The sequence below is a fragment of the Streptomyces sp. NPDC018263 genome (assembly GCF_055562575.1).
Genome location: NZ_JBVHFA010000001.1, coordinates 901,370 through 923,654 on the forward strand (window position 1 = coordinate 901,370; position 22,285 = coordinate 923,654).

Here is a 22,285-nt window from a genome sequence, read left to right on the forward strand (position 1 = left end):
CACTCGTCACCGACTGGGTTACCTGCACAACACTACGGCCGCGGCGCCCGGGTCGGGCACCGCGGCCGGAAGGACCGGGGGTCTTACTCGCTGCCGGCCTTCTCGCGCTTGAGTGCCTCCAGCGCCCGCTTGGTGATCTCGTCCACCGGGCCCAGCGAGGAGATCGTCACGACGAGCCCCTGCGCCTTGTAGTAGTCGATGATCGGCTCGGTCTGCGTGTGGTAGACCTCGAGCCGCTTGCGGACGGTGTCCTCGGAGTCGTCGTCACGCTGGTACAGCTCGCCGCCGCAGACGTCGCAGACGCCCTCCTTCTTCGGCGGGCTGTACGTCACATGGAAGACGTGCGAGGAGTCGTTGCGGCAGATGCGCCGGCCGGCGATCCGCTTGACGACCTCTTCCTCCGGGACCTCCAGGTCCAGGACGGCGTCCAGCTTGATGCCCTCGCTCTGGAGCAGCTCGTCCAGCGCCTGGGCCTGGGAGACGTTGCGCGGGAAGCCGTCGAGCAGGAAGCCGTTCTCGGCGTCCGGCTGCTCCATGCGGTCCTTGGCCATGGCGATGGTGACCTCGTCCGGTACGAGGTTGCCCGCGTCCATGTAGGACTTGGCCAGCTTGCCCAGCTCCGTCTGCCGAGAGATGTTGGCGCGGAAAAGGTCGCCCGTGGAGATGTGCGGGACGGCCAGCGTCTCGGCGAGACGGACGGCTTGCGTTCCCTTACCGGCACCCGGCGGCCCGACGAGGACGATACGCATCAGCGGAGGAACCCTTCGTAATTGCGCTGCTGGAGCTGGCTCTCGATCTGCTTCACCGTCTCGAGTCCGACACCCACGATGATCAGGATGCTGGTCCCGCCGAAGGGGAAGTTCTGACTTGCTCCGAAGCCCACCAACGCCATCGTCGGTACGAGAGCGATCAGACCCAGATACAGCGAGCCCGGCCAGGTGATCCGGTTGAGTACGTAACTGAGGTACTCAGCGGTCGGCCGGCCTGCCCGGATACCCGGAATGAAGCCACCATACTTCTTCATGTTGTCGGCGACTTCCTCGGGGTTGAAGGAGATCGCCACGTAGAAGAACGCGAAGAACACGATGAGAAGGAAGTACAGCGAGATGTAGATCGGGTGGTCGCCCTTGGTCAGGTTCGCCGTGATCCAGCGCTTCCAGCCCGAGTCGCCGCCGGCGAACTGCGCGATCAGCGCCGGGATGTAGAGCAGCGACGAGGCGAAGATGACCGGGATCACACCGGCCTGGTTGACCTTCAGCGGGATGTACGTCGACGTACCCCCGTAGGACCGGCGGCCGATCATGCGCTTCGCGTACTGCACCGGGATGCGGCGCTGGGCCTGCTCCACGAAGACCACGAGCGCGACCATCACCAGGCCGACCAGGATGACGGTGCCGAACTCGATCCAGCCGCCGGCCAGCGTGCCCTGCTTCTTGATGGCCCACAGCGCGGACGGGAAGGTCGCGGCGATCGAGATGAACATCAGGATCGACATGCCGTTGCCGATGCCGCGGTCGGTGATCAGCTCACCGAGCCACATCACCAGCGCCGTACCGGCGGTCATGCAGATCACCATGGTGATCGTGGTGAAGATCGCCTGGTCCGGGACGATGTTCCCGGCGACCGTGCAGCCGCTGAACAGCGCGCCGCTGCGGGCGGTGGCCACCAGGCCGGTGCCCTGCAGGATGGCGAGCGCCACGGTCAGGTAGCGGGTGTACTGCGTGATCTTCGCGGTGCCGGACTGCCCCTCCTTCTTGAGGGCCTCCAGCCGCGGGATCACCACGGTGAGGAGCTGAAGGATGATGCTCGCCGTGATGTACGGCATGATGCCGAGGGCGAAGATCGTGATCTGGAGCAGGGCTCCGCCGCTGAACATGTTGACCAGTCCGAAGAGGCCCTGGTTGCCGGAGGCCTCGGTCACGCAGGTCTGGACGGCCTTGTAATTGACGCCGGGGATCGGGATGTGGGTACCGACCCGGTAGACCACGATGATGGCCAGCGTGAAGAGCAGCTTCTTGCGCAGGTCGGGCGTCCTGAACGCCCGGGCGAACGCGGTGAGCACGGTGCCTCCTGCGACCCCCGCGCAACTGCGTCAAGGGTGACGGTCTAGAGGTTCGACGAATAAGTGGAAGAGAACAGCGCACGCCACCTTACCGGCGACACCGCTCCCCTAGGAACGACCAACCGGGGATACCCCATTGTGGGGTATCCCCGGTCGGGATCGTCTACGTCATCGAGAGACCTTGAGGGACCCTTGAGGGCCTCAGACCAGCTCGGTGACCGTACCGCCGGCAGCGGTGATCTTCTCCTTGGCGGAACCGGAGACGGCATCCACCGTCACCTGCAGCGCCACGGAGATCTCGCCCTGGCCCAGGACCTTGACGAGGCTGTTCTTGCGAACGGCACCCTTGGCCACCAGACCCTCGACGGTGACCTCGCCACCCTCGGGGTAGAGCGCGGCCAGCTTCTCGAGGTTCACGACCTGGAACTCGGTCTTGAACGGGTTCTTGAAGCCCTTCAGCTTCGGGAGACGCATGTGGAGGGGCATCTGGCCACCCTCGAAGCGCTCCGGAACCTGGTAACGGGCCTTCGTGCCCTTGGTACCACGACCGGCCGTCTTACCCTTCGACGCCTCACCACGACCCACACGGGTCTTGGCGGTCTTGGCGCCGGGGGCCGGACGGAGGTTGTGGATCTTGAGCGGGTTCTGCTCCGCCATGATCAGTCGACCTCCTCGACCGTCACGAGGTGGCGGACGGTGTGCACCATTCCGCGGAACTCGGGGCGGTCCTCCTTGACGACCTGCGTGTTGATCCCCTTGAGACCAAGGGAACGCAGGGTGTCACGGTGGTTCTGCTTGCTGCCGATGTAGGACTTGACCTGCGTGATCTTGAGCTGTGCCATTACGCACCAGCCCCGGCACGCGCACGCAGCAGAGCCGCGGGGGCGACGTCCTCGAGCGGCAGACCGCGGCGGGCCGCGACCTCCTCGGGACGCTGCAGGCCCTTGAGGGCCGCCACGGTCGCGTGCACGATGTTGATCGCGTTGTCGGAGCCCAGGGACTTCGACAGGATGTCGTGGATACCGGCGCACTCGAGCACCGCACGCACCGGACCACCGGCGATAACACCGGTACCCGGGGACGCGGGCTTGAGCAGCACGACGCCGGCAGCCTTCTCACCCTGGATGGGGTGAGGGATGGTGCCCTGGATACGGGGGACCTTGAAGAAGTGCTTCTTGGCCTCCTCAACACCCTTGGCGATGGCGGCCGGCACCTCCTTGGCCTTGCCGTAACCGACACCCACGGTGCCGTCACCGTCGCCCACCACGACCAGCGCGGTGAAGCTGAAGCGACGACCACCCTTCACAACCTTGGCGACACGGTTGATCGCGACAACGCGCTCAACGTAAGCGGTCTTCTCGGCGGCGGCTGCGCCGCCGTCACGGCCCTTCCGGTCCCGCCGCTCGCCGCCACCGGCACCGCCACCGCGGCGCTGGGGTCCAGCCATTGGAATTACCTCTCTCTGTTTCCGCTAGCTACGCGCCAACGATTTTGTCGCTGACGCGACGGGCGGCCCTAGAACTTCAGGCCGGCTTCGCGGGCGGCGTCCGCCAGGGCGGCGATGCGCCCGGCGTACTGGTTGCCACCACGGTCGAACACGACAGCCTCGACGCCTGCGGCCTTGGCACGCTCGGCGACCAGGGCGCCGACCTGCTTGGCCTGCGCGGACTTGTCGCCCTCGCCGCTCCGGACCGACGCGTCCAGCGTGGACGCCGAGGCCAGGGTGTGGCCCTTGAGGTCGTCGATCACCTGCGCCACGATGTGACGGTTGGAGCGGGTCACGACCAGACGCGGACGCTCCGCCGTACCGGAGATGTTCTTGCGAATCCGGATGTGGCGGCGCTTGATCGCGGCGCGCTTGTAGGCGTCGCCCTTGAGGATCTTCTGTCCGTATGCCATGGCTTACTTACCCGCCTTTCCGACCTTGCGGCGGATGACTTCGCCCTCGTACTTGACACCCTTGGCCTTGTACGGGTCGGGCTTGCGCAGCTTGCGGATGTTGGCCGCAACCTCGCCGACCTTCTGCTTGTCGATGCCCTCGACCTGGAAGCGGGTCGGGCTCTCCACCTTGAAGGTGATGCCCTCGGGCGCCTCGACGACGATCGGGTGGCTGTAGCCGAGCGCGAACTCGAGGTTCGAGCCCTTGGCCGTGACGCGGTAACCGACACCGCTGATCTCGAGCTTCTTCACGTAACCCTGGGTCACGCCGGTGATCATGTTCGCCACCAGCGTGCGGGACAGGCCGTGCAGGGCCTTGTTCTGACGCTCGTCGTTGGGACGGGTCACCGCGAGGGTGCCGTCCTCATCCCTGACGATGTCGATCGGCGCGACGACGGTGTGGGTCAGCGAGCCCTTGGGGCCCTTGACCGCGACCGTACGGCCGTCGATGGTGACGTCCACGCCGGCGGGAACCGTGATGGGGAGCTTGCCAATACGCGACATAGCTGTTTCCTCCGTTCCCTTCCGTTACCAGACGTAGGCGAGGACTTCCCCACCCACGCCCTTCTTGCCGGCCTGCTTGTCGGTGAGGAGACCGTGCGACGTGGAGATGATCGCCACGCCCAGGCCGCCGAGCACCTTCGGCAGGTTGGTGGACTTCGCGTAAACCCGGAGACCGGGCTTGGAGATGCGCTTGATCCCCGCGATGGAGCGCTCACGGTTGGGGCCGAACTTCAGCTCCAGGACGAGGTTCTTGCCGACTTCGGCGTCCTCGACCTTCCAGCCCGTGATGAAGCCCTCCTGCTGGAGGATCTCTGCGATGTGAGACTTGATCTTCGAGGACGGCATCGTCACGGAGTCGTGGTATGCCGAGTTCGCGTTCCGCAGACGCGTAAGCATGTCTGCGATCGGATCAGTCATGGTCATGAATTGGCCTTCGGCCTCTCTCGCCGGGGTTTCCTGGTGCGCCATCCCTCTCCCCGATCCGGGACGGGACGGGTGCGGCGCGGTGGACCTACGGCGTAGTAAGTCGTACGGGCGCGACAGACGCCCGACCCCGCAAGCCTACGGCATGTGGGGGCGGGCCCCTGTCGACCCAGTTGCTTACCGAGAGCTTCAGGAATCCCTGTTTAAGGGGATTACCAGGAGCTCTTGGTCACGCCCGGCAGCTCGCCACGGTGAGCCATCTCACGAAGGCACACGCGGCACAGGCCGAACTTGCGGTACACGGAGTGCGGACGGCCGCAGCGCTGGCAGCGCGTGTAGCCACGCACACCGAACTTGGGCTTGCGAGCAGCCTTAGCGATAAGAGCCTTCTTCGCCATCTCGCTCACGCCTCCTTGAACGGGAAGCCGAGGTGACGAAGGAGCGCGCGGCCCTCAGCGTCGTTGGTCGCCGTGGTGACCACGGTGATGTCCATACCCCGGACGCGGTCGATCTTGTCCTGGTCGATCTCGTGGAACATGACCTGCTCCGTGAGACCGAAGGTGTAGTTGCCACGGCCGTCGAACTGCTTGGGGGACAGGCCGCGGAAGTCGCGGATGCGCGGGAGCGCCAGCGACAGGGTGCGGTCCAGGAACTCCCACATGCGGTCGCCACGGAGCGTGACGTGGGCACCGATCGGCTGACCCTCGCGCAGCTTGAACTGCGCGATGGACTTGCGGGCCTTGGTGACGGCCGGCTTCTGACCGGTGATCGTGGTGAGGTCGCGGATGGCGCCCTCGATCAGCTTGGAGTCGCGGGCGGCGTCGCCCACACCCATGTTGACCACGATCTTGACGAGGCCGGGGATCTGCATGACGTTCTCGTACTTGAACTCGTCACGCAGCTTGCCCGCGATCTCCTCGCGGTACTTCGTCTTCAGACGCGGAGTGGTGGTGGTAGCCATCAGATGTCCTCACCCGTCCGCTTGGCAACGCGGATCTTGTTGCCTTCGTCGTCGAAGCGGTAGCCGACACGCGTGACGACCTTGTTGCCATCCTTCTCAACGACCAGCTGGACGTTGGAGACGTGGATGGGCGCCTCGGTCGTGACGATGCCGCCCGCCTGCGAACCGCTGGCGGTGGGGCCGGCCTTGGTGTGCTTCTTGACCCGGTTGACACCCTCGACCAGGACACGCTCGTCGCGCGGGTAAGCGGCAATGACCTTGCCCTGCTTGCCCTTGTCCTTACCGGTGATGACCTGGACCAGGTCGCCCTTCTTGATCTTCATGCTTACAGCACCTCCGGCGCGAGCGAGATGATCTTCATGAACTTCTTCTCGCGCAGCTCACGGCCGACGGGGCCGAAGATACGGGTGCCGCGAGGGTCGCCGTCGTTCTTGAGAATGACAGCGGCGTTCTCGTCGAAGCGGATGTACGAGCCGTCCGGACGGCGGCGCTCCTTGACGGTGCGAACGATGACCGCCTTGATGACGTCACCCTTCTTCACGTTGCCGCCGGGGATCGCGTCCTTGACGGTGGCGACGATGACGTCACCGATGCCCGCGTAGCGGCGACCGGAGCCACCGAGCACACGGATGCAAAGGATCTCCTTCGCACCAGTGTTGTCGGCGACACGCAGCCGCGACTCCTGCTGGATCACGTCTATCTCCTGTTTGTCTGCCGGTTCCCGGCCGGGGTCTCGTTCCTAGAAGGAACGGGAGCCCCGACCGAGCCTGGCGGAACTGTCCTGCGAGATTTTCCCCGCAGGAAGAATTACTTGGCCTTCTCGAGGATCTCGACGATGCGCCAGCGCTTCGTCGACGACAGCGGCCGGGTCTCCGCGAGGAGGACACGGTCGCCGACACCGGCGGCGTTCTGCTCGTCGTGAGCCTTGAGCTTGTTCGTACGGCGGATGACCTTGCCGTACAGCGCGTGCTTCACGCGGTCCTCGACGGCGACGACGACGGTCTTGTCCATCTTGTCGCTGACGACGAGACCCTCACGGGTCTTGCGGAAGCCGCGGGCCTCTGCGTTCTCAGTCACGTTCTTCTCGCTCATGCGTTCTCCACCGTCTCGATGCCCAGCTCACGCTCGCGCATCAGGGTGTAGATCCGCGCGATGTCCTTGCGGACCGCCTTCAGACGGCCGTGGTTCTCGAGCTGACCAGTCGCCGCCTGGAAGCGGAGATTGAACAGCTCTTCCTTGGCCTCGCGGAGCTTCGCAAGAAGCTCCTCGTTGCCCAGCTCGCGCAGCTCGGACGCCTTGGTACCGGCCGACATCACGCTTCACCTGCCTCGCGCTTGACGATCCGGCACTTCATCGGCAGCTTGTGGGCCGCACGAGTGAGGGCCTCACGCGCAATCTTCTCGTTGGGGTACGACAGCTCGAACATGACGCGTCCGGGCTTGACGTTGGCGATCCACCACTCCGGGGAACCCTTACCGGAACCCATGCGGGTCTCGGCAGGCTTCTTGGTGAGGGGACGGTCCGGGTAGATGTTGATCCAGACCTTGCCGCCACGCTTGATGTGGCGGGTCATGGCGATACGAGCCGCTTCGATCTGACGGTTCGTCACATACGCCGGGGTCAGCGCCTGGATGCCGTACTCGCCGAACGCGACCTGCGTGCCACCCTTGGCCATACCACTGCGCTTCGGGTGGTGCTGCTTGCGGTGCTTGACCCTACGGGGGATCAGCATGACGGTCAGGCCTCCGTTCCGGTGCTCTCAGCCGGAGCGGCGGCAGCGGGAGCCTCGGCCTTGGGGGCCTCGGCGCCGGCAGCCTGCTGCGGCTTGCGACCGCGCCCACCACGCTCGCCGCCACGGCCACCACGGGCCGGGCGGTCGGCGCCGCCACGGGCCGGGCGGTTACCCGCACGGGCCGCAGCGTTCTCGGCGCGGACCTCGGCGATGTTCTTGACGTCGCCCTTGTAGATCCAGACCTTCACGCCGATGCGGCCGAAGGTCGTCTTGGCCTCGAAGAAGCCGTAGTCCACGTTCGCGCGGAGCGTGTGCAGGGGCACACGGCCCTCGCGGTAGAACTCCGAGCGGGACATCTCGGCGCCGCCGAGGCGGCCACCGCACTGGATCTTGATGCCCTTGGCGCCGGCCTTCATCGCCGACTGCATGCTCTTACGCATGGCACGGCGGAAGGAGACACGCGAGGAAAGCTGCTCGGCGACGGCCTGGGCCACGAGCTGAGCATCCGTCTCGGGGTTCTTGACCTCGAGGATGTTGAGCTGGACCTGCTTGCCCGTCAGCTTCTCGAGCTGACCGCGGATCTTGTCGGCCTCCGCACCACGGCGGCCGATGACGATGCCCGGACGCGCGGTGTGGATGTCCACGCGGACACGGTCACGGGTGCGCTCGATCTCCACCTTGGAGATGCCCGCGCGCTCCATGCCCTGCGTCAGCATGCGACGGATGGCCACGTCTTCCTTGACGTAGTCCTTGTACAGCTTGTCGGCGTACCAACGCGACTTGAAGTCGGTCGTGACACCGAGCCGGAACCCGTGCGGGTTTACCTTCTGGCCCATTACCGGGTTCCTTCCTTGCTGCTGACGACCACGGTGATGTGGCTGGTCCGCTTGCGGATCCGGTAGGCACGGCCCTGGGCGCGCGGCCGGAACCGCTTCAGGGTCGGGCCCTCGTCGACGTAGGCCTCGGAAATGAAGAGGCTGTCGGCGTCGGTGTGGTCGTAGTTGTGCGCGGCGTTGGCGATGGCGCTGTCGAGCACCTTGCCGACCGGCACGGAGGCTGCCTGCGGAGCGAATCGCAGAACAGCCTGAGCCTCCGTGGCATCCATGCCACGGATAAGGTCCACCACGCGGCGGGCCTTCATGGGCGTAACGCGGATGTACCGCGCCTGGGCCCTGGCTTCCATGGTTGTCCCTCTCAGTTACTTACGTGTCTGAATGCGATCCGCTACTAGCGGCGCTTCGACTTCCGGTCGTCCTTGACGTGGCCGCGGAAGGTGCGAGTCGGCGAGAACTCGCCGAGCTTGTGGCCGACCATCGACTCGGTGACGAACACCGGGATGTGGGTCTTGCCGTTGTGCACCGCGATCGTGTGGCCGAGCATGGCCGGGACGATCATCGAGCGACGGGACCAGGTCTTGATGACGTTCTTGGTGCCGGCTTCGTTCTGGACATCCACCTTCTTGATCAGGTGGTCGTCGACGAAGGGCCCCTTCTTCAAGCTACGAGGCATCTCAACCCGTCCTTAGCGCTTCTTGTTCGTCTTGCGGCGGCGGACGATGTACTTGTTCGACGCCTTCTTGGGCGAACGAGTACGGCCTTCCTTCTTGCCCCACGGGGACACAGGGTGGCGACCACCGGAGGTCCGGCCCTCACCACCACCGTGCGGGTGGTCGACCGGGTTCATGACCACACCACGGACGGTCGGGCGAACGCCCAGCCACCGCTTACGGCCGGCCTTACCCCAGTTGATGTTGCTCTGCTCGGCGTTGCCGACCTCACCGACGGTGGCGCGGCAGCGCACGTCGACGAGACGGATCTCGCCGGACGGCATGCGGAGGTGGGCCATGGAGCCCTCCTTCGCAAGGAGCTGCACGGACGCACCGGCGGAGCGGGCGAACTTGGCACCGCCACCGGGACGGAGCTCGATCGCGTGGATCGTGGTACCGACCGGGATGTTGCGGAGCGCCAGGTTGTTGCCCGGCTTGATGTCGGCGCCCGGACCGTTCTCGACGCGGTCACCCTGCTGCAGGTTGCGCGGGGCGAGGATGTAGCGCTTCTCGCCGTCCGCGTAGTGCAGCAGCGCGATGCGCGCGGTGCGGTTGGGGTCGTACTCGATGTGCGCGACCTTCGCCGGCACGCCGTCCTTGTCGTGACGACGGAAGTCGATCACTCGGTAGGCGCGCTTGTGTCCGCCACCCTGGTGGCGAACGGTCACACGACCGGCGTTGTTACGGCCGCCCTTGCTGTGCAGCGGGCGGACCAGCGACTTCTCCGGCGTGGACCGCGTGACCTCGACGAAGTCGGCGACGCTGGCGCCACGACGGCCCGGCGTAGTCGGCTTGTACTTGCGGATTCCCATTTCTCAGTCCTCGTCCGATATCGGACGATCCAGACCGCCGTCAGGCGGTCGGACCGCCGAAGATGTCGATACGGTCGCCCTCGGCGAGGGTCACGATCGCACGCTTGCTGCCGGCACGCTGACCGAAACCGGTCTTCGTGCGCTTGCGCTTGCCCTGGCGGTTGATCGTGTTGACCCCGGTGACCTTGACGTCGAAGACCGCCTGGACGGCCTGCTTGATCTGGGTCTTGTTGGCGTTCGGGGCGACGATGAACGTGTACTTGCCCTCGTCGAGGAGCGCGTAGCTCTTCTCCGAGACGACCGGCTTGAGCAGCACGTCACGGGGGTCCGTGAAGGACTTGCTCAGCGGGGTCTCGACGGTGTTCTTGCCCTCGGTGGCGTGACGCTTCGCCTTGGCGACGCGCGCGGCCTTGGCGGCCTTGGCGGCCTTCGAGGCGATGCTCGGGTGGCGCGTAGCCATCAGGCTTCGCTCCCTTCGGTGTCATTGGCCTTCGGGCCGGACACGAAGGACTCGAAAGCGGCCTGGGTGAAGACCACGTCGTCCGAGACGAGAACGTCGTACGTGTTCAGCTGGCCCGGCTCCAGGATGTGGACCTGGGGCAGGTTGCGCGCGGAAAGCAGCGCGGCCTCGTCGGAACGCTCGATGACCAGGAGCACGTTCTTGCGCTCGCTGACCTTGCCGAGGAAGTTCTTCGCGGCCTTGGTGGAGGGGGTGTCGCCCTCGACCACGCCGGTGATGACGTGGATACGAGCGTTGCGGGCCCGGTCGGTGAGGGCGTGGCGCAGGGCCGCGGCCTTCATCTTCTTGGGGGTCCGCTGCGAGTAGTCACGCGGCGTGGGGCCGTGGACGACGCCACCGCCGGCGAACTGCGGCGCACGGGTCGAACCCTGGCGCGCGCGGCCGGTGCCCTTCTGGCGGTACGGCTTGCGGCCACCACCGCGGACCTCGCCACGACGCTTGACCTTGTGCGTGCCCTGACGGGCCGCGGCAAGCTGCGCGACGACGACCTGGTGAAGCAGCGGAACGCTGATCTTCTCGACGTCGAAGATCTCGGCCGGGAGCTCTACGGTCCCGGCGTTGTCGCCGGAGGGCGACAGAATGTCAATGGTGCTCATAGTCCTCAGGCCCCCTTGGCCGCGGTGCGGACCAGGACGAGGCCGCCGTTCGGACCAGGAACCGCGCCCTTGATGAGGAGCAGGCCCTTCTCCGCGTCAACGGCGTGAACGGTCAGGTTCTGGGTGGTGACCCGCTCGTTGCCCATGCGACCCGCCATGCGCATGCCCTTGAAGACACGACCGGGGGTGGCACAGCCACCGATGGAACCGGGCATGCGGTGCACACGGTGGGCACCGTGGGACGCCTTGCCACCCTTGAAGTTGTGGCGCTTCATGACACCCGCGAAGCCCTTGCCCTTGCTCTTCGCGGTGACGTCGACCTTGACGCCCGACTCGAAGACCTCGGCAGTGATCTCCTGGCCCAGCGTGTAGTCGCTGGCGTCGGAGGTGCGGAGCTCCACCAGGTGGCGGCGCGGGGTGACGTCGGCCTTGGCGAAGTGGCCCTTGAGGGGCTTGTTCACCTTGCGCGGGTCGATCTCGCCGAAGGCGATCTGGACCGACTCGTAGCCGTCGACGTCGTTCGTACGGACCTGGGTGACGACGTTGGGGCCGGCCTTGACGACGGTGACCGGAACAACACGGTTGTTCTCGTCCCACACCTGCGTCATGCCGAGCTTCTCGCCCAGGATGCCCTTGATCTGCTTAGCCATTCTCAGATCACCGACCCTTAGAGCTTGATCTCGATGTCGACACCGGCCGGGAGGTCGAGTCGCATCAGGGAGTCAACGGTCTTGGGCGTCGGGTCGAGGATGTCGATCAGGCGCTTGTGCGTGCGCATCTCGAAGTGCTCGCGCGAGTCCTTGTACTTGTGCGGCGACTTGATGACGCAGTACACGTTCTTCTCAGTGGGCAGCGGCACCGGGCCCGCGACCGACGCACCAGTGCGCGTCACCGTCTCGACGATCTTCTTCGCCGAGGAGTCGATGACCTCGTGGTCGTAGGCCTTGAGCCGGATGCGGATCTTCTGTCCCGCCATGGCTACTCAGTAGTCCTGTCTTCTCTCACGCTCTGGAACCCGGCGGTTTCACACTGCCTTCTCTCCGACCCACGCGGTCGGGCGTGTCGCACTGCCGCTGACGCGGATGCCCATCACTGGAACACCCCTTCAGGGAATGCACACGGCCCTGCCGGAACCGCGGGCCGGGGGCGGAAGGCCCACCGGGCGCCTGGTCGGTATTGCGCCCACGCTTCCCGGAAGATTCCCGTACGTCCAACCCCAGGGGGTTGACGAGTACTGTGGGACTCGCTTCCGGTCCTCCCGGCGGGAGGCGCGCAGCATCAACACTCGACCGAGCAACTCCGACAGTCTGCCATATGGCCCACCCCCCTGGCCAATCGAGCCGAGTAGATTACCCCGATAGTGACGCAGGTCAAACTCCCCCCGCCCCCGGCTCTTCCCCTCAACTCCCGTTGGACGAACCCGAACCAGCCACAAAGCAGGGCGAAGTGACGGAAATGGCTGCCAGCCCCTCACCCTTGGCCTTGTCCAGCAGACACCGGTGAGTTGATACCTGACCCGCACCCGCACCCGCCCGCCGGCACTGCGCTCGTCGGCCACACAGGCCCCCACCGGCCGGAGCCCGGTACGCCGGAGCGTTCGGCCGCGGCGTCATGCCATCCACCGCCTGATGCACGATCTGCTGCGCCCGGAGAGTCGCCGCGCGCTCGTCCAGCGCCCCGGCGGCCGCCGACGCCCCCGGCTCCCCTCCCCAGGCCTCCGACGCCCCCGGCTCCCCTCCCCCGGCCTCGCCCGCGCCGCAACGCCCCGCGGGGCGCCCGGGCGTGGCTGTGCGCCCCGCTCCCGCAACAGCAAAGAGGCCCGCGCGACCGAAGTCGTGCGGGCCTCTCTGGGTCAGTCAAGGACCCTCAAGCAAGGAGTACTTACTTGACGATCTTGGTGACCTGGCCGGCGCCCACCGTGCGGCCACCCTCGCGGATGGCGAACTTCAGGCCCTCTTCCATGGCGACGGGCTGGATGAGCGAAACGGTCATCTCAGTGTTGTCGCCCGGCATGACCATCTCGGTGCCCTCGGGGAGGGTCACGACGCCGGTCACGTCCGTGGTGCGGAAGTAGAACTGCGGGCGGTAGTTGTTGAAGAACGGCGTGTGGCGGCCACCCTCGTCCTTGGACAGGATGTAGGCCTGGGCCTCGAACTCGGTGTGCGGGGTGACCGAACCGGGCTTGATGATGACCTGGCCGCGCTCGACGTCCTCGCGCTTGATGCCGCGGAGCAGCAGACCGACGTTCTCACCGGCCTGGCCCTCGTCGAGCAGCTTGCGGAACATCTCGATGCCGGTGACCGTGGTGGTGGTCTTCTCCGGCTTGATGCCCACGATGTCGACGGTCTCGTTGACCTTGAGGACACCGCGCTCGATACGACCGGTGACGACGGTGCCACGACCGGTGATCGTGAAGACGTCCTCGATCGGCATCAGGAACGGCTTGTCGACGTCACGCTCGGGCTGCGGGATGTTCTCGTCCACGGCCTTCATGAGCTCGAGGACGGTGTTGCCCCACTCCTTGTCGCCCTCGAGCGCCTTGAGCGCCGAGACCTTGACGACCGGCAGGTCGTCGCCCGGGAACTCGTACTCGGAGAGGAGCTCACGGACCTCGAGCTCGACGAGCTCCAGGATCTCCTCGTCGTCCACCATGTCGGCCTTGTTCAGGGCGACGACGATGTACGGAACGCCGACCTGGCGGGCCAGGAGCACGTGCTCCTTGGTCTGCGGCATCGGGCCGTCGGTGGCGGCGACCACGAGGATCGCGCCGTCCATCTGCGCGGCACCGGTGATCATGTTCTTGATGTAGTCCGCGTGACCGGGGCAGTCGACGTGGGCGTAGTGACGCGTCTCGGTCTGGTACTCGACGTGCGCGATCGAGATCGTGATACCGCGCTGGCGCTCCTCGGGAGCCTTGTCGATCTGGTCGAAGGCCGAGGCCTCGTTCAGGTCCGGGTACGCGTCGTGCAGCACCTTGGTAATGGCGGCCGTGAGGGTCGTCTTACCGTGGTCGATGTGACCGATGGTGCCGATGTTGACGTGCGGCTTAGTCCGCTCGAACTTCGCCTTCGCCACTGGGTCCTCCTGTGGAGTGGTTCTGGTACGCCTTACTCATCGGCGCCAGGTGATCTTTGCTGGGATGCCGCCCGCCGGGATCCTTCCGAGTGGTCCGACCCCGGCGGTCGGTGTCAAGCCTAAAGCGTGTAAACGGGGTGCGTTACTCGCCCTTGGCCTTCGCGATGATCTCCTCGGCGACGTTCCGGGGAACCTCGGCGTAGGAGTCGAACTGCATCGAGTAGCTTGCGCGACCCGAGGTCTTGCTGCGGAGGTCTCCGACGTAGCCGAACATCTCCGAGAGGGGCACGAGGCCCTTCACGACGCGGGCACCGGCCCGCTCCTCCATGGCCTGGATCTGGCCACGGCGGGAGTTGATGTCGCCGATGACCTCACCCATGTAGTCCTCGGGCGTGGTGACCTCGACGGCCATCATCGGCTCGAGGAGCACGGGAGAAGCCTTGCGCGCGGCCTCCTTGAAGGCCTGCGAACCGGCGATCTTGAAGGCGAGCTCGGAGGAGTCGACCTCGTGGTAGCCACCGTCGAGAAGAATGACGCGGACGCCCGTCATCTCGTAGCCGGCCAGGATGCCGAACTGCATGGCCTCCTGCGCACCGGCGTCCACCGAAGGGATGTACTCCTTCGGGATGCGGCCACCGGTGACCTTGTTCACGAACTCGTACGAGGTGTCGCCACCCTCGATCGGCTCGATCGCGATCTGCACCTTGGCGAACTGACCGGTACCACCGGTCTGCTTCTTGTGGGTGTAGTCGAGCCGCTCGACGGCCTTGCGGATCGTCTCGCGGTAAGCCACCTGCGGCTTGCCGACGTTCGCCTCGACCTTGAACTCACGGCGCATGCGGTCGACCAGCACCTCGAGGTGCAGCTCGCCCATACCGCCGATGATGGTCTGGCCGGTCTCCTCGTCCGAGTGGACCTGGAAGGAGGGGTCCTCCTCCGCGAGACGCTGGATGGCGACACCCAGCTTCTCCTGGTCACCCTTGGACTTGGGCTCGATGGCGACCTGAATGACCGGCGCCGGGAAGTCCATGGACTCCAGGATCACCGGGTTCTTGTCGTCGGACAGCGTCTCACCGGTGGTGGTCTGCTTCAGGCCCATGACGGCGACGATGTCGCCGGCGCCCACCGACTCGATCTCCTCACGCTTGTTCGCGTGCATGCGGTAGATCTTGCCGATGCGCTCCTTCTTGCCCTTGACGGAGTTCAGCACCGAGGTGCCGGACTCCAGGCGGCCCGAGTAGACCCGGACGAAGGTGAGCTTGCCCAGGTGCGGGTCGCTCATGATCTTGAACGCGAGCGCGGACAGCGGCTCGTCGTCGGACGGCTTGCGCTTGACGACGACCTCGGCGTCCTTGACGTCGTGACCCTCGATGGCCTCGACGTCGAGCGGGGTCGGCAGGTAGCGCACGACCGCGTCGAGCAGGGGCTGGACGCCCTTGTTCTTGAACGCGGTGCCACAGAACACCGGGGTGACCGTGACGCCCTCGGACTTGCCGGACGCGATGGTGATGCGGCGGATCGCGGCGTAGAGCTGCTCCTCGGTGGGCTCCTGGCCCTCCAGGAAGAGCTCCATGATCTCGTCGTCGTGCTCGGCGACGGTCTCGACCAGCTTGCCGCGGTACTCCTCGGCAGCCTCGACGTGCGTGGCCGGGATGTCGACGACGTCGTACATCTCGCCCTTGGCCGCCTCGGCGGACCACACGAGCGCCTTCATGCGGACGAGGTCCACAACGCCCTGGAAGTCCATCTCGGCACCGATCGGGAGCTGCATGACGATCGGGACCGCGCCGAGGCGGTCCTTGATCATGTCCACGCAGCGGTGGAACTCGGCGCCGGTACGGTCCAGCTTGTTGACGAAGCAGATGCGCGGCACGCCGTAACGGTCGGCCTGACGCCACACCGTCTCGGACTGCGGCTCGACACCGGCCACACCGTCGAACACCGTCACGGCGCCGTCGAGGACGCGGAGCGAACGCTCCACCTCGACGGTGAAGTCGACGTGACCCGGGGTGTCGATGATGTTGATGGTGTAGTCACTGCCCTCGAGGGGCCAGTGGCAGGTGGTCGCAGCGGACGTGATCGTGATGCCACGCTCCTGCTCCTGCTCCATCCAGTCCATCGTGGCGGCGCCGTCGTGGACCTCACCGATCTTGTACGACACACCGGTGTAGAACAGGATCCGCTCGGTGGTGGTCGTCTTGCCCGCGTCGATGTGGGCCATGATCCCGATGTTGCGGACCTTGGCCAGGTCAAGTGAAGTGGTAGCCATAAGGCTTCGGTCTTCTCTCGGTCTCGATGTGGGTAGCGACTACCAGCGGTAGTGCGCGAAGGCCTTGTTGGACTCGGCCATCTTGTGCGTGTCCTCGCGCTTCTTGACGGCCGCACCGAGGCCGTTCGAAGCGTCGAGAAGCTCGTTGAGCAGACGCTCGGTCATCGTCTTCTCGCGACGGGCGCGGGAGTAACCGACGAGCCAGCGCAGCGCGAGCGTGTTGGCGCGACCGGGCTTGACCTCGATCGGCACCTGGTACGTCGCACCGCCGACGCGGCGGGACTTGACCTCGAGGGTCGGCTTGATGTTCTCCAGCGCGCGCTTCAGCGTGATGATCGGGTCGTTGCCCGTCTTCTCACGCAGACCCTCCATGGCGCCGTAGACGATGCGCTCGGCGGTGGAGCGCTTGCCGTTCAGCAGCACCTTGTTGATGAGGGAGGTCACCAGAGGAGAACCGTAGACCGGGTCGATGATGACCGGGCGCTTCGGGGCGGGGCCCTTACGAGGCATTCTTACTTCTCCTTCTTGGCGCCGTAGCGGCTGCGGGCCTGCTTGCGGTTCTTGACACCCTGGGTGTCGAGCGAGCCGCGGATGATCTTGTAGCGAACACCCGGCAGGTCCTTCACACGGCCGCCGCGCACGAGCACGATGGAGTGCTCCTGCAGGTTGTGTCCCTCACCCGGAATGTAGGCCGTGACCTCGATGCCGCTGGTCAGACGCACACGCGCGACCTTACGCAGGGCCGAGTTCGGCTTCTTCGGGGTGGTCGTGAACACACGCGTGCAGACGCCACGACGCTGGGGCGAACCCTCGAGTGCGGGCGTCTTGTTCTTCTCGACCTTGTCCTGCCGGCCCTTACGGACCAGCTGCTGGATCGTAGGCACTACTTCTCCGGTTTCTGTGTGCCGAATGGTGAAGCTAACCTGGAACGACTTCCGACCCACGCGGTCGGGTGTGTCGAACCCGCGGACTCCCGCCGCAAAGGGAAGAGCGCGGATTTCGGTGGCCACTGACGGCTCGCCGTGCGGTGAGTGGCACACACGGGAGCCAGGGCACACCCCAGGCACAAGGTCTGAGCGTACCTATCGCACGGACTTCGGTCAAAACAAATGCGAGGCGGCCCCCCGTGACGGACAGGGCATGTCAAGTCCCAACGCCGTCGACGATCTTCGATTTCACGTAGCGCACACACCGCGCCACGCCGCTGTCACCGGCCCGGCCGTCAGTCCAGCACGTCCACCGCGATCAGCAGCAGCCAGAACAGCGCCCACCCGCCGACGGACAGCCAGCCCAGAACGAGGCCGGTCAGGGCCAGTCCGTCACCGTCCTCGCCGGTGCGCCGGATCTCCGCGCGGGCGGTGTGCCCGAGCACCACGGCCGGGATTCCGGTGAGCCCCGCGGTCAGCAGGCACAGCAGCCCGCACACCGCGGACCCGACCGCCCTGCCGTTCTGCGCCGGCCGCGGTGTGGCCAGGAACACCTGCGGTACGGCCGCCACGGGCCCCGCATACGGCGCCGGGCCCTGCGGCAGGTCGGCCACCACCAGGGCCAGCTCCCCCACCGTACGGGCCGCGTGGACCCGGCTCACCCGGCGGTCGAACTCGTCCTTCTCCAGCCGCCCTTCGGCGAACCCGGCGCGCAGTACGTCCACCGCCCGGTCCCGGTCGGCGTACGAGGCGAGCATGAACGCCGCTCCCCCGCCGGGCCCCTGGGGGGGCGCCGGCCAGGGCACAGGGGGCCAGTTCTGCGGGCGCGGCGGCTGCCACGACGGCTGTGACGACGGATGCGACACGGAGCACCTCCCGAACCCCCGACCGGGGTTCTTCCATGATGCGCCCAAATGTCCGCCGGGCGGGCGGAAAACGCCGAAGGGCGGCACCCCCAGGGGGATGCCGCCCTTCAGTTCAAGCGTGCCTCACGGCTGCCCGCCTACTGGTTGTACGGACCGTAGTCGTAGTCCTCCAGCGGAACGGCCTGGCCGGAGCCGGCGCCGAACGGCGAGTAGTCGATGTCGTCGTAGCCGACGGCCGAGTACATCGCGGCCTTGGCCTCCTCGGTCGGCTCGACCCGGATGTTGCGGTAGCGGGACAGACCCGTACCGGCCGGGATGAGCTTACCGATGATGACGTTCTCCTTGAGGCCGATCAGGGAGTCGGACTTGGCGTTGATCGCCGCGTCCGTCAGAACCCTGGTCGTCTCCTGGAAGGAGGCCGCGGACAGCCACGACTCGGTCGCCAGCGACGCCTTGGTGATACCCATGAGCTGCGGACGGCCGGAGGCCGGGTGTCCGTTCTCCTGGACCACACGACGGTTCTCGGTCTCGAACTTCGAGCGCTCGACCAGCTCGCCGGGCAGCAGCTCGGCGTCGCCGGACTCGATGATCGTCACGCGGCGGAGCATCTGCCGGATGATGATCTCGATGTGCTTGTCGTGGATCGACACACCCTGCGAGTTGTAGACCTTCTGGACCTCGCCGACCAGGTGGACCTGGACGGCACGCTGACCCAGGATGCGCAGCACGTCGTGCGGGTTGGTGGCACCCACGGTGAGCTGCTGGCCCACCTCGACGTGCTCACCGTCACGGACCAGGACCTTGGCGCGCTTGGAGATCGGGAACGCCGTCTCGTCGCTGCCGTCGTCCGGGGTCACGACGAGCTTCTTGGTCTTCTCGGTCTCCTCGATCCGCACGCGGCCGGAAGCCTCGGAGATCGGGGCGACACCCTTCGGGGTACGGGCCTCGAAGAGCTCGACCACACGGGGCAGACCCTGGGTGATGTCGTCACCGGCCACACCACCGGTGTGGAAGGTACGCATCGTGAGCTGGGTACCGGGCTCACCGATGGACTGGGCGGCGATGATGCCGACCGCCTCACCGATGTCGACCAGCTTGCCGGTGGCCAGCGAACGGCCGTAGCACATCGCGCAGGTGCCGACGGCGGACTCGCAGGTCAGGACCGAGCGGGTCTTGACCTCCTCGACGCCGGCCGCGACGAGCTGGTCGATGAGGACGTCACCGAGGTCGACGCCCGCCGGGGCGAGCACCTTGCCGTCGACGACGATGTCCTCGGCGAGGCAGCGCGCGTACACGGACGTCTCGACGTTGTCCGCCTTGCGCAGCACACCGTCGGCGCCGCGCTCGGCGATCGACAGCTTGAGGCCGCGCTCGGTGCCGCAGTCCTCCTCGCGGATGATGACGTCCTGCGAGACGTCCACCAGACGACGGGTGAGGTAACCCGAGTCGGCGGTACGCAGGGCGGTGTCCGCCAGACCCTTACGGGCACCGTGGGTGGAGATGAAGTACTCCAGCACGGACAGGCCCTCACGGAAGGACGCCTTGATCGGACGCGGGATGGTCTCGTTCTTGGCGTTCGACACCAGACCACGCATACCGGCGATCTGCCGCATCTGCATCATGTTTCCTCGGGCACCCGAGTCAACCATCATGAAGATGGGGTTCGTCTTGGGGAAGTTCTCGTTCATCGCCTCGGCGACCTCGTTGGTCGCCTTGGTCCAGATGTTGATGAGCTCCTGAGTGCGCTCTTCCTTGGTGATCAGACCGCGCTCGTACTGCTTCTGGACCTTCTCGTCCTGCGCCTCGTAGCCCTTGACGATCTCCTTCTTCGCCTCGGGAACGACGACGTCGGAGATGGCCACGGTGACACCGGAACGGGTCGCCCAGTAGAAGCCCGCCGCCTTCAGGTTGTCGAGCGTCGCCGCCACGATGACCTTGGGGTAGCGCTCGGCCAGGTCGTTGACGATCTCGGAGAGCTGCTTCTTGCCCACCGAGTAGTCGACGAACGGGTAGTCCTCGGGCAGCAGCTCGTTGAAGAGCGCGCGGCCCAGCGTGGTGCGCAGGCGGAACGAGTCCCCCTGCTGCCACTCGGGCTCGCCCTCCTCGCGCGCCGGCGGCGTCCAGCCACGCGGCGGGATGGTGCCCACCGGGAAGCGGATGTCGATCGGCGACTGCAGGGCCAGCTCGCCGGCGTCGAACGCCATGGTCGCCTCGGCCGTGGAGCCGAACGCGCGGCCCTCGCCCTTGGTGTCACGGAGTTCGCCGTCGGTGGTGAGGAAGAACAGACCGAGGACCATGTCCTGGGTCGGCATCGTCACCGGACGGCCGTCGGCGGGCTTGAGGATGTTGTTCGAGGACAGCATCAGGATGCGGGCCTCGGCCTGCGCCTCCGCGGAGAGCGGCAGGTGCACGGCCATCTGGTCACCGTCGAAGTCCGCGTTGAACGCGGTGCAGACGAGCGGGTGGATCTGGATGGCCTTGCCCTCGACGAGCTGCGGCTCGAAGGCCTGGATGCCGAGGCGGTGCAGGGTGGGAGCACGGTTCAGCAGAACCGGGTGCTCGGCGATGACCTCTTCGAGGACGTCGTACACGACCGTGCGGCCGCGCTCCACCATGCGCTTGGCGCTCTTGATGTTCTGCGCGTGGTTCAGGTCGACCAGGCGCTTCATCACGAACGGCTTGAACAGCTCCAGCGCCATCGCCTTGGGCAGACCGCACTGGTGCAGCTTGAGCTGCGGGCCGACGACGATGACGGAACGCGCCGAGTAGTCGACTCGCTTGCCGAGCAGGTTCTGACGGAAACGACCCTGCTTGCCCTTGAGCATGTCGCTCAGGGACTTCAGCGGGCGGTTGCCGGGACCGGTGACCGGGCGACCACGACGACCGTTGTCGAAGAGGGCGTCCACGGCCTCCTGGAGCATGCGCTTCTCGTTGTTCACGATGATCTCGGGCGCGCCGAGGTCGAGAAGCCGCTTCAGGCGGTTGTTGCGGTTGATGACACGGCGGTACAGGTCGTTCAGGTCGGAGGTCGCGAAGCGGCCACCGTCGAGCTGCACCATCGGACGCAGGTCCGGCGGGATGACCGGGACGCAGTCCAGGACCATGCCCTTGGGGCTGTTGGAGGTCTGCAGGAACGCGGAGACGACCTTGAGGCGCTTGAGCGCACGGGTCTTCTTCTGGCCCTTGCCGGTACGGATGATCTCGCGGAGGCGCTCGGCCTCCTCCTCCAGGTCGAAGGACTCCAGGCGCTTCTGCAGCGCCGCGGCACCCATCGAACCGTCGAAGTACGTGCCGAAGCGGTCACGCAGCTCGCGGTAGAGCAGCTCGTCGCCCTCCAGGTCCTGGACCTTGAGGTTCTTGAAGCGGTTCCACACCTCGTCGAGGCGGTCGATCTCGCGCTGCGCGCGGTCGCGGAGCTGCTTCATCTCGCGCTCGGCGCCCTCGCGCACCTTGCGGCGCACGTCCGCCTTGGCGCCCTCGGCCTCCAGCTCGGCCAGGTCGGTCTCGAGCTTCTTGGCGCGGGCCTCCAGGTCGGAGTCGCGGCGGTTCTCGATCTGCTGACGCTCGACGGAGACGTGGGCCTCCAGCGACGGCAGGTCGCGCTGACGGCGCTCCTCGTCCACGTACGTGATCATGTACGCGGCGAAGTAGATGACCTTCTCGAGGTCCTTCGGGGCGAGGTCGAGCAGGTAGCCCAGCCGCGACGGAACGCCCTTGAAGTACCAGATGTGGGTGACGGGAGCGGCGAGCTCGATGTGGCCCATCCGCTCACGGCGCACCTTGGCGCGCGTGACCTCGACGCCACAGCGCTCACAGATGATGCCCTTGAAGCGGACACGCTTGTACTTGCCGCAGTAGCACTCCCAGTCCCGGGTCGGACCGAAGATCTTCTCGCAGAAGAGTCCGTCCTTCTCGGGCTTGAGGGTGCGGTAGTTGATCGTCTCGGGCTTCTTGACCTCGCCGTGGCTCCACTGGCGGATGTCATCCGCGGTGGCCAGGCCGATCCGGAGCTCGTCGAAGAAGTTGACGTCGAGCACTATGCGTCAATCCCTCTC

General features: G+C 66.3%; 29 protein-coding genes. All 29 read right to left on the reverse strand.

Features of this window, described 5'->3' with window-relative positions:
• Positions 1 to 83: 83 nt before the first annotated feature.
• Positions 84 to 749: an adenylate kinase gene (locus tag ACZ3HQ_RS04185; RefSeq protein WP_467507821.1), complete on the reverse strand. Its 666-nt coding sequence runs from the start codon at positions 747 to 749 to the stop codon at positions 84 to 86.
• The gene (gene secY, locus ACZ3HQ_RS04190) at positions 749 to 2,062 is read right to left on the reverse strand and encodes a preprotein translocase subunit SecY (RefSeq protein WP_086690005.1); all 1,314 of its coding nucleotides are present in this window, start codon (positions 2,060 to 2,062) and stop codon (positions 749 to 751) included. Before secY ends, ACZ3HQ_RS04185 begins: the two co-directional genes overlap by 1 nt.
• A gap of 201 nt (positions 2,063 to 2,263) precedes the next feature.
• A complete protein-coding gene (gene rplO, locus ACZ3HQ_RS04195; protein ID WP_031180865.1) occupies positions 2,264 to 2,719 on the reverse strand; it encodes a 50S ribosomal protein L15 in 456 nt (151 codons plus the stop codon).
• Positions 2,720 to 2,721: 2 nt separating this feature from the next.
• Positions 2,722 to 2,904: a 50S ribosomal protein L30 gene (rpmD, locus tag ACZ3HQ_RS04200; protein ID WP_003974250.1), complete on the reverse strand. Its 183-nt coding sequence runs from the start codon at positions 2,902 to 2,904 to the stop codon at positions 2,722 to 2,724.
• Positions 2,904 to 3,509 (reverse strand): 30S ribosomal protein S5, encoded by a 606-nt coding sequence (rpsE, locus tag ACZ3HQ_RS04205; RefSeq protein WP_007494753.1) that lies wholly within the window; start codon positions 3,507 to 3,509, stop codon positions 2,904 to 2,906. The genes rpmD and rpsE overlap by 1 nt, the downstream gene beginning before the upstream one ends.
• Positions 3,510 to 3,577: 68 nt before the next feature.
• Positions 3,578 to 3,961 (reverse strand): 50S ribosomal protein L18, encoded by a 384-nt coding sequence (rplR, locus tag ACZ3HQ_RS04210; protein ID WP_030811697.1) that lies wholly within the window; start codon positions 3,959 to 3,961, stop codon positions 3,578 to 3,580.
• A gap of 3 nt (positions 3,962 to 3,964) precedes the next feature.
• Positions 3,965 to 4,504: a 50S ribosomal protein L6 gene (gene rplF, locus ACZ3HQ_RS04215; protein ID WP_030811694.1), complete on the reverse strand. Its 540-nt coding sequence runs from the start codon at positions 4,502 to 4,504 to the stop codon at positions 3,965 to 3,967.
• A 24-nt stretch (positions 4,505 to 4,528) separates the two neighbouring features.
• Positions 4,529 to 4,927, reverse strand: coding sequence for a 30S ribosomal protein S8 (gene rpsH / locus ACZ3HQ_RS04220; RefSeq protein WP_030811690.1), 399 nt, complete (start codon positions 4,925 to 4,927; stop codon positions 4,529 to 4,531).
• 212 nt (positions 4,928 to 5,139) lie between these two features.
• The gene (locus ACZ3HQ_RS04225; protein WP_003948630.1) at positions 5,140 to 5,325 is read right to left on the reverse strand and encodes a type Z 30S ribosomal protein S14; all 186 of its coding nucleotides are present in this window, start codon (positions 5,323 to 5,325) and stop codon (positions 5,140 to 5,142) included.
• A gap of 5 nt (positions 5,326 to 5,330) precedes the next feature.
• Positions 5,331 to 5,888, reverse strand: a complete 558-nt coding sequence (rplE, locus tag ACZ3HQ_RS04230) for a 50S ribosomal protein L5 (protein WP_007494758.1) — start codon at positions 5,886 to 5,888, stop codon at positions 5,331 to 5,333.
• Positions 5,888 to 6,211: a 50S ribosomal protein L24 gene (gene rplX / locus ACZ3HQ_RS04235; protein ID WP_018543913.1), complete on the reverse strand. Its 324-nt coding sequence runs from the start codon at positions 6,209 to 6,211 to the stop codon at positions 5,888 to 5,890. The genes rplE and rplX overlap by 1 nt, the downstream gene beginning before the upstream one ends.
• Before the next feature lie 2 nt (positions 6,212 to 6,213).
• Positions 6,214 to 6,582 (reverse strand): 50S ribosomal protein L14, encoded by a 369-nt coding sequence (gene rplN, locus ACZ3HQ_RS04240; protein WP_003992364.1) that lies wholly within the window; start codon positions 6,580 to 6,582, stop codon positions 6,214 to 6,216.
• 113 nt (positions 6,583 to 6,695) lie between these two features.
• Entirely contained in the window at positions 6,696 to 6,980 is a 285-nt protein-coding gene (rpsQ, locus tag ACZ3HQ_RS04245) for a 30S ribosomal protein S17 (protein ID WP_030811683.1), read from the reverse strand.
• Positions 6,977 to 7,201: a 50S ribosomal protein L29 gene (gene rpmC, locus ACZ3HQ_RS04250; protein ID WP_007494763.1), complete on the reverse strand. Its 225-nt coding sequence runs from the start codon at positions 7,199 to 7,201 to the stop codon at positions 6,977 to 6,979. Before rpmC ends, rpsQ begins: the two co-directional genes overlap by 4 nt.
• The gene (gene rplP, locus ACZ3HQ_RS04255) at positions 7,201 to 7,620 is read right to left on the reverse strand and encodes a 50S ribosomal protein L16 (RefSeq protein ID WP_030811678.1); all 420 of its coding nucleotides are present in this window, start codon (positions 7,618 to 7,620) and stop codon (positions 7,201 to 7,203) included. The genes rpmC and rplP overlap by 1 nt, the downstream gene beginning before the upstream one ends.
• A gap of 5 nt (positions 7,621 to 7,625) precedes the next feature.
• Positions 7,626 to 8,456 (reverse strand): 30S ribosomal protein S3, encoded by an 831-nt coding sequence (gene rpsC / locus ACZ3HQ_RS04260; protein WP_030811675.1) that lies wholly within the window; start codon positions 8,454 to 8,456, stop codon positions 7,626 to 7,628.
• Positions 8,456 to 8,803, reverse strand: coding sequence for a 50S ribosomal protein L22 (gene rplV, locus ACZ3HQ_RS04265; RefSeq protein ID WP_003974262.1), 348 nt, complete (start codon positions 8,801 to 8,803; stop codon positions 8,456 to 8,458). The genes rpsC and rplV overlap by 1 nt, the downstream gene beginning before the upstream one ends.
• Positions 8,804 to 8,847: 44 nt before the next feature.
• Positions 8,848 to 9,129, reverse strand: coding sequence for a 30S ribosomal protein S19 (gene rpsS, locus ACZ3HQ_RS04270; RefSeq protein WP_003948639.1), 282 nt, complete (start codon positions 9,127 to 9,129; stop codon positions 8,848 to 8,850).
• A gap of 12 nt (positions 9,130 to 9,141) precedes the next feature.
• Positions 9,142 to 9,978, reverse strand: coding sequence for a 50S ribosomal protein L2 (gene rplB / locus ACZ3HQ_RS04275; protein WP_030811669.1), 837 nt, complete (start codon positions 9,976 to 9,978; stop codon positions 9,142 to 9,144).
• Between the two features lie 40 nt (positions 9,979 to 10,018).
• Positions 10,019 to 10,438 carry a 50S ribosomal protein L23 gene (gene rplW / locus ACZ3HQ_RS04280; RefSeq protein ID WP_030811665.1) on the reverse strand — a complete coding sequence of 140 codons (420 nt, stop codon included), beginning with the start codon at positions 10,436 to 10,438 and terminating at the stop codon, positions 10,019 to 10,021.
• Positions 10,438 to 11,094: a 50S ribosomal protein L4 gene (gene rplD, locus ACZ3HQ_RS04285; RefSeq protein ID WP_467507823.1), complete on the reverse strand. Its 657-nt coding sequence runs from the start codon at positions 11,092 to 11,094 to the stop codon at positions 10,438 to 10,440. Before rplD ends, rplW begins: the two co-directional genes overlap by 1 nt.
• A 5-nt stretch (positions 11,095 to 11,099) precedes the next feature.
• Positions 11,100 to 11,744: a 50S ribosomal protein L3 gene (rplC, locus tag ACZ3HQ_RS04290; RefSeq protein ID WP_030811658.1), complete on the reverse strand. Its 645-nt coding sequence runs from the start codon at positions 11,742 to 11,744 to the stop codon at positions 11,100 to 11,102.
• 17 nt (positions 11,745 to 11,761) lie between these two features.
• Positions 11,762 to 12,070: a 30S ribosomal protein S10 gene (rpsJ, locus tag ACZ3HQ_RS04295; RefSeq protein WP_003948644.1), complete on the reverse strand. Its 309-nt coding sequence runs from the start codon at positions 12,068 to 12,070 to the stop codon at positions 11,762 to 11,764.
• A 905-nt stretch (positions 12,071 to 12,975) separates the two neighbouring features.
• Positions 12,976 to 14,169 carry an elongation factor Tu gene (gene tuf, locus ACZ3HQ_RS04300; protein WP_030811655.1) on the reverse strand — a complete coding sequence of 398 codons (1,194 nt, stop codon included), beginning with the start codon at positions 14,167 to 14,169 and terminating at the stop codon, positions 12,976 to 12,978.
• Positions 14,170 to 14,311: 142 nt separating this feature from the next.
• Entirely contained in the window at positions 14,312 to 16,438 is a 2,127-nt protein-coding gene (gene fusA, locus ACZ3HQ_RS04305) for an elongation factor G (protein ID WP_467507825.1), read from the reverse strand.
• Between the two features lie 39 nt (positions 16,439 to 16,477).
• Positions 16,478 to 16,948, reverse strand: a complete 471-nt coding sequence (gene rpsG, locus ACZ3HQ_RS04310; RefSeq protein ID WP_003992340.1) for a 30S ribosomal protein S7 — start codon at positions 16,946 to 16,948, stop codon at positions 16,478 to 16,480.
• A gap of 2 nt (positions 16,949 to 16,950) precedes the next feature.
• Entirely contained in the window at positions 16,951 to 17,322 is a 372-nt protein-coding gene (gene rpsL, locus ACZ3HQ_RS04315) for a 30S ribosomal protein S12 (RefSeq protein WP_003948652.1), read from the reverse strand.
• Positions 17,323 to 17,660: 338 nt separating this feature from the next.
• Positions 17,661 to 18,122, reverse strand: coding sequence for a DUF1707 and DUF4190 domain-containing protein (locus tag ACZ3HQ_RS04320; RefSeq protein ID WP_467507826.1), 462 nt, complete (start codon positions 18,120 to 18,122; stop codon positions 17,661 to 17,663).
• Between the two features lie 245 nt (positions 18,123 to 18,367).
• The gene (locus tag ACZ3HQ_RS04325) at positions 18,368 to 22,267 is read right to left on the reverse strand and encodes a DNA-directed RNA polymerase subunit beta' (protein ID WP_467507827.1); all 3,900 of its coding nucleotides are present in this window, start codon (positions 22,265 to 22,267) and stop codon (positions 18,368 to 18,370) included.
• Positions 22,268 to 22,285: the final 18 nt, after the last annotated feature.